The organism is Dapis brunnea BLCC-M229 (assembly GCF_050015995.1).
In the GTDB taxonomy this organism is placed as follows: Bacteria; Cyanobacteriota; Cyanobacteriia; order Cyanobacteriales; family Microcoleaceae; genus Trichodesmium.
The window spans coordinates 32,679-39,832 of the sequence record NZ_JBNHEP010000160.1 but is presented as its reverse complement, the minus strand read 5'-3'; the positions used below and the strand labels follow the sequence as shown (position 1 = coordinate 39,832).

Annotated in this window: 4 protein-coding genes; 2 read left to right on the top strand and 2 right to left on the bottom strand. The window is 37.1% G+C overall.

From position 1 onward, the window contains the following. A partial coding sequence (locus ACP6PM_RS18995) for a glycosyltransferase (protein ID WP_426587344.1) occupies positions 1-3,484 on the bottom strand: 3,484 nt, incomplete at its 3' end. 21 nt (positions 3,485-3,505) lie between these two features. Further along, positions 3,506-4,345 carry a hypothetical protein gene (locus ACP6PM_RS18990; protein WP_426587342.1) on the bottom strand — a complete coding sequence of 280 codons (840 nt, stop codon included), beginning with the start codon at positions 4,343-4,345 and terminating at the stop codon, positions 3,506-3,508. Positions 4,346-4,750: 405 nt separating this feature from the next. On the opposite strand from ACP6PM_RS18990, the gene ftsH3 reads away from it, so the two are divergent. Then, positions 4,751-6,592 (top strand): ATP-dependent zinc metalloprotease FtsH3, encoded by a 1,842-nt coding sequence (gene ftsH3, locus ACP6PM_RS18985; protein WP_426587340.1) that lies wholly within the window; start codon positions 4,751-4,753, stop codon positions 6,590-6,592. Between the two features lie 285 nt (positions 6,593-6,877). Beyond that, the coding region (locus tag ACP6PM_RS18980; RefSeq protein ID WP_426587338.1) for a hypothetical protein at positions 6,878-7,154 on the top strand (277 nt) is incomplete at its 3' end.

Genomic DNA, 7,154 nt, shown 5'->3' with positions numbered 1-7,154 from the left:
TTTGACTTTCCCCTTCTGGGAAATTGATTAATTCCGAAGTAGCGTCTCTAAATTTTTCCACCGAGTCAGAAGTAGGGTCTCTAAATTTCTCCACTGAGTCTGACTGATAATTTCGGCGCGGGAATTTTTCAGCTTCCTCTCCTGGAAAATTGGTTAATTCCGAAGTAGCGTCTCTAAATTTCTCAGCAGAGTCTGACTGATAATTTCGGCGCGGGAATTTTTCAGTTCCTCCTTCTGGAAAATTGGTTAATTCCGAAGTAGCGTCTCTAAATTTCTCCTCCGACTCCGACTCAAAATTTGTGAGTGGAAATTTTTGACTTTCCTCTCCTGGAAAATTGATGAAAGTATCTCTAGATTTCTCAATAGAGTCATACCTTTGACTTTCCCGAAAAGGTAAACAAATTAATTGCGCTTCCGAAATATCTTTAGTAACAGAAATTTTGCGTCGAACACCCCGTTGAATAATTCCATATTCAAGGCAAATATTATAAGTTTCTTCTCCTGCTCTTATACTAGACTTTTCTAACCCTTGTTCATTCTCAAAATACAATCCCAAAATCTCTGAAAAACGTGCAAATTTTTCAGTCTTACCAATCCTTAGCCAAAATTCATAGTCACCCGCAACCTTAAATTCCGAGCGAAAATATCCATACTTTTGATGTAGAGACTTTCTCCACATTGGTTGAGGTCCGACAATACAACGTCGCTCTAATTCTTGATAGTCAAACTCCGGCCAATTCCAACATTTATTTGCTTGAGTTGTTGCCCAAGAATCATTAGGTAAAGTAGTAACTAATTGGTCTGCATAAACTAAAGATGTATCATAATTATTATCTAAATAATTTGCCATTTTCTCCAAAGCATCCGGACGGTGGCGGTCGTCCGTATTGGCATTAGTAATGTAATTTCCTTTAGCAATTTTTATAGCACGATTCCAAGCAGCATAAATACTTTCTCTTTCTGGGGTTCGATAATAAATTATGTATGGATATTTAGATTGAAATTCCTGAGCGATCGCTCCTTCTTTTTCTGCTGAAGCACTATCAATAATAATAATTTCTACCTTTCCTTTCTGATAGAGAGTCTGAGCAACTAAATCTTCTAAACATCCCCGGATAAATTTTTCAGAATTATATGTAGAAACTATGGCTGAGACTAGAGGTGAAAATACTTGTTTTTCTGAGCGTTTAACTGTTGCCCAAATCCAAGGTTTTGAGCATTCCAGAGAAACTAAATCAAAATCAGTTTCTACAAGAAGTAAATCTTTTAGTTGTGTATCAGTATAAGCATTGCCAGAAAAATAATATTGCCGATTTTCTGCTCCCTCCTCATCAAAATTTCCTAAATTTGGAGCGCTATAGTCATGCACCTGAAGTCGGAAATATCCTCCTGGTTTCAAAACCCGAAATGTTTCTCTGAAATAGCTTTTGACAATAGAAATAGAACGGATATGTTGAAATACAATTGTTGAATAAACAAAGTCGTAACTTTGGTCAGGTAATTTTTGTAAATCATAGCCATTATTAACAGACACTTCTCCATTTTGTTTGCCATCGGCTAAATATTGCCCGGCAAACTGAATCATTTTTTCCGAAATATCTACACCATCTACCTGTGCAAATTTTTCTCGCAAAGGTTTAATTAAGCGACCAACTCCGCAGCCGATTTCTAATACTTTCCACTCCTGTTTTGCCGGGATACCTCCCATGATTTTTGGCATCCAATTTTCTATTGACTTTTCCCAAGCTTGCTTTTTTTCTGTTGAAGAAAGTTTGTCTATTCCTTCATAAGCTAATACCCGCACAAACATGGCTTCATCTAGGGAATTAACATTCCAAAACTTTCGTTGTAAAGCAATTTGCTCTATATTTATAGGGGCAGATGGAGCTATTGAAATATTAATAGTAGTGTCTACTAAGTTTTTAACTTTGCTTTGCTCTTCTAAACTATTTTTAGAAAGTTGTAATTTTTCTTTCTTATCTAATACTTTCTGGAATATTTCTGTTGCCAGAGTAAAATTAGGCGCTTTTTCTCTGACTTGACGTAAAATTTTTTCTGCCAAGTTAAGGCGGTTAATTTTCTCTGCTGAAATTGCCAAATAAAACCAAATTCGCCAGTGGTTATATCCTAAATTTATCCCTGCTGTAAACTCAGAAATTGCTTGATGATGCTGACCTTGTTTTTGTAAAACTAATCCCGACCATAATCTCAAATAACCATCCTTTGAATAATAATTTCGATAATTAAAAATTCCACCTCCATCTCTATTACAAAGAACAGGAGATGAATTAGCAATTTGAGTTTCTGCTGCTAATAGTTCTGAAATATTTGCCGAAGTTAGACTGACTGAAAAATTAGATGCAGCATTCCCTAAAGATTGAATAAATAATTCTGCACCAGATATTTTATTAAGACTCCATCCACGTTTTCTTTTTGGTTGTTGCAGGAGGCGATCATAAATTTCATTAATCTTTTTTGTTGCCTGTTCGGGATGAAAATTTTGTCGTGCGTATTCTCGTGCATTACGACCTAATCTCAACCGTTCTTCTGGGTGAAAATATAGATACTCTATAGCATTTTTATATTCAACTTCATTATCAACTATTAAACCTGTTTGGTTATCAATAACTAATTTTTTAACTCCCCCATAAGGGAAAACCACAGGGGGTACTCCCACCCACATCGCCTCTTGCAAACTCTTTTCTGAAGTAGCATAAGTATCCTCACATAATGGATAGCCAAAAACATCTAAAATTTCCAATACCGATCTAATATCTTCAACGTAACCTCTAAAATCAAAACTCTCTCTTACCCTTAATTTTTCTGCTTCTTGTCGTAAATAATTGTTGATGCCACCACAAACAATAAAATTCACATTCGGGATATTAACTTTGGCACTCATTCCCACATAATTAGAGTGCATTTTTGCAAAATCAACTGTACCAATATAACCAACATTAAACTTATTATGAGGTTGTGCTTGAAAATCTCTAAGTCTGTCAAAATCAGCAATTCCATAAACCACATCAATACTAGAATTTTTCTCTTCTGAAGATAGATTTTCAAAGATAGGTAACTCCAGAGTATAAGGACTTGTTACTATAGCAAAATCTGTATATTCAAGTAACTCTTTTGTAATAATATGAGGTGGTTTATCCCCAATTATTTTAAACCAAAGTACCAATCGCATTGCCGGCAGTTCTGAGTATAATAATTCATAAATTTCAGGATTATTCCAAAAATGAATATGAACAATATCCGCAGCTTCAATTTCTCTCCAAATAGTTTTTTGATTAACTTGATTAATTACATACATTCCCTCAGTTTCAGCAAGTAAAACTGCTTCTGGCAATCCTCCTAATAAACTAAGAATTCGATGTTCTTGTGCTATACCCATTCGAGATGAATATTTAGCAGTTGCTATCATCGAGCGGGCAGCACCACCCAAAGAAAGTTGTTGAATAATATGCAGAATATTTAGCATTTTCAAAAGTTAGGTTATGACTTATTTGAGATAATAATGCTGGAGCTTATTAACTTGATTAATTAAATTATTTTTGCCAAAAAAATAATTACTATAGATATTCTCTACCGAGCGATCGCAATCGTGAATAAATATATGAGTACCAGTTTGCCTAGCTAGTTTAGCTGCCGTATATATACTTTTCATTCTGCCTGGTTTTTCTTCAGAATATCCAGCAGGTGCATCTACCAAAATAAAATCCCAGTTTGTGAGTAAAATTTTCTCAGGCAATACCATTGATAAACAATCATTTCCTTCACTATATTCTCTGAGTAAATCTTTCCATTGTGAAACTCTGGTATTATACTCAACTAAATAAGCCTCAAAAAAATTTTTGTAACTACTTTTTATCTCGATCAACCATTCTTGATTATCCTCCAAAAATATTGTTTTTCCTCCGTCATTTACCTGAAGCCAAAGCTGAGTATCTTTCCCCACTCCAAAAATTAAAAAATTACCCGGTACTTTCTGACCAACTACATTAGTAATATAGATATATTCTGCAAAAGACATTTGACCAGGATTATCACTAACTAACTGCAAAATTTGACTGCCATACTTAGATACTAAAGACTGACTTAACTGACTATAACTTAAACCATCACTAAGCTGAATCTCTGTAGCCTTAACATAAGCACGAATAGCAGCATTTCTATTACCATGAACCTGCAAAACATTTCCTAGAGTTTTATAAACATCAACAAAATCTGGATAAATTTTAATAATTTTATAGCATAAGGCGATAGCTTCCCTTAAATTTCCCTGATTGTAATATAACTGGGCTTTTTTATTTTCAGCAATGGCATCATAAAAATCAATCATAAACCTGCTCTAGAGTAACTCATACAACATTTTTCAAACCATCTTTTAGATGAGTCCCCATACTTCTAAACAACCTGCAAAAAAATGTCATAATAGTAGATGTTAATTATCTCAAACTGTTCAAAATACCTACACTTTAGTTATTAATTACTTTCACAACATAAGGAAAAAGCCAGAGTCACCTCTGAAAAACCCTAGTGCAGAATGGCGGAAATAACTGACCAGTTACAAAATCCTAAAAGCTTTACTAATCAATACTTTTGACTTTTAACTTTTAACTTCCGCGTAGCGACACTAGCTTTTAATACTTTGTGGTATTATATGAGAGATAAGTTAACATAAGTTAATATACCAGGATTAATAATATAGTCCCCATACCATAAAAAATTAGGAGGATAAACCCCTGTGAATAATAAAAGGTGGAGAAACGCTGGCCTATATGCCCTATTAGCAATAGTAGTCATCGCCTTAGCAACAGCATTCTTCGATCAACAACCCCAAACTCGCGAAACCTGGAAATACAGTCAATTAATTCAACAGGTAGAAAGCAATAACGTAGATAAAGTCAGTATAAGTGCTGACCGGACAATAGCTAGAGTTAAAGTAGCTGATGGAACTGTCGTCCAGGTTAATCTACCTAATGACCCTGACCTAATTAACATTCTCACTCAAAACAACGTAGATATTTCCGTACTGCCTCAGAATGAAGAAGGTTTCTGGGTCAGAGCATTAAGCAGTTTATTCTTCCCTATCCTATTATTGGTGGGACTGTTCTTCCTACTACGTCGAGCTCAAAGTGGACCAGGTAGCCAAGCAATGAACTTTGGTAAATCTAAAGCTAGAGTCCAAATGGAACCCCAAACCCAAGTCACCTTTGGCGACGTAGCAGGTATCGAACAAGCCAAACTAGAACTAACCGAAGTAGTAGACTTCCTCAAAAATGCTGATCGCTTCACAGCAATAGGAGCCAAAATTCCTAAAGGCGTACTATTAGTAGGTCCTCCCGGAACAGGTAAAACTCTACTAGCTAAAGCTGTTGCTGGAGAAGCAGGAGTACCATTCTTCTCCATCTCCGGTTCAGAATTTGTAGAAATGTTCGTAGGTGTAGGTGCATCCCGCGTCCGCGACCTATTTGAACAGGCTAAGTCTAACGCTCCCTGTATCGTATTTATAGACGAAATTGATGCGGTAGGTCGTCAAAGAGGTGCTGGTTTAGGTGGTGGCAATGATGAAAGAGAACAAACTCTAAACCAACTACTCACCGAGATGGACGGTTTTGAAGGCAACACAGGTATAATTATTATTGCTGCAACTAACCGCCCTGACGTTTTAGATGCTGCCCTGCTTCGTCCTGGTCGTTTTGACCGTCAAGTAGTAGTAGACCGCCCCGACTATGCAGGTCGTCTGGAAATTCTCAACGTTCATGCTCGTGGTAAAAGTCTCTCCAAAGATGTAGACTTAGAAAAAATTGCCCGTCGGACACCTGGATTTACTGGTGCAGATTTATCTAATCTATTGAATGAAGGTGCTATCTTGGCAGCTCGTCGCAACTTAACTGAAATCTCTATGGATGAAGTTAATGATGCCATCGACCGGGTATTAGCTGGTCCAGAGAAGAAAGACCGAGTAATGAGCGAGAAGCGTAAGGAGCTAGTAGCATATCACGAAGCTGGTCATGCTTTGGTCGGAGCTTTAATGCCTGATTATGACCCAGTGCAGAAAATTAGTATTATTCCTCGTGGTGGAGCTGGTGGTTTAACTTGGTTTACTCCCAGTGAAGACCGAATGGACTCTGGTTTGTACTCCCGTGCTTATCTACAAAATCAAATGGCAGTTGCTTTAGGTGGTCGTCTTGCTGAGGAAATTGTTTTTGGTGATGAAGAGGTCACAACTGGAGCTTCTAATGACTTACAGCAAGTTGCTCGTGTGGCGCGCCAGATGGTGACTCGGTTTGGGATGAGCGATCGCCTCGGTCCTGTGGCTCTTGGTCGTCAGAATGGTAATATGTTCTTAGGTAGAGATATTATGTCTGAGCGTGATTTTTCTGAGGAAACTGCTGCTGCTATTGATGATGAGGTTCGTAATTTGGTAGACCAAGCTTATCGTCGTGCGAAGGAAGTTTTAGTAGGCAACCGTCATGTTTTGGATAAGTTGGCGGAGATGTTGGTTGATAAGGAGACTGTAGACTCTGATGAGTTACAGGAGTTATTGGCAACTAATGATGTGAAGATGGCTGCTCTAATTTAGTAAGCCATCTTGTAGGGTGCGTTAATGAAATGTAACGCACCACCTGTGCTAAATATTTCTATCCCAAATATTTTGGTTGGTGCATTACCCTTCGCTAGCTATTCATCTCCATCTGGCGGGGTGCTTCAGAAAATTAATTAACTATTTTCCTATACACAATAGTCAGAAAATTTCACTAACTATCTACATCCAGCAGGTGCTTCAGAAAATTAATTAACTATTTCCCTATACGCAATAGAAGAGAAAATTTCACTACCTACCTACATCCGGCAGGTGCTTCAGAAAATGAATTTAATTATTGCGACCTACGCAATAGAAGAGAAAATTCCACTACCCATCTACATCCGGCGTGTGCTTCAGAAAATGAATTTAATTATTGCGACCTACGCAATAGAAGAGAAAATTTCACTACCTACCTACATCCGGCAGGTGCTTCAGAAAATGAATTTAATTATTGCGACCTACGCAATAGAAGAGAAAATTTCACTACCTACCTACATCCGGCAGGTGCTTCAGAAAATGAATTTAATTATTGCGACCTACGCAATAGAAGAGAAAATTT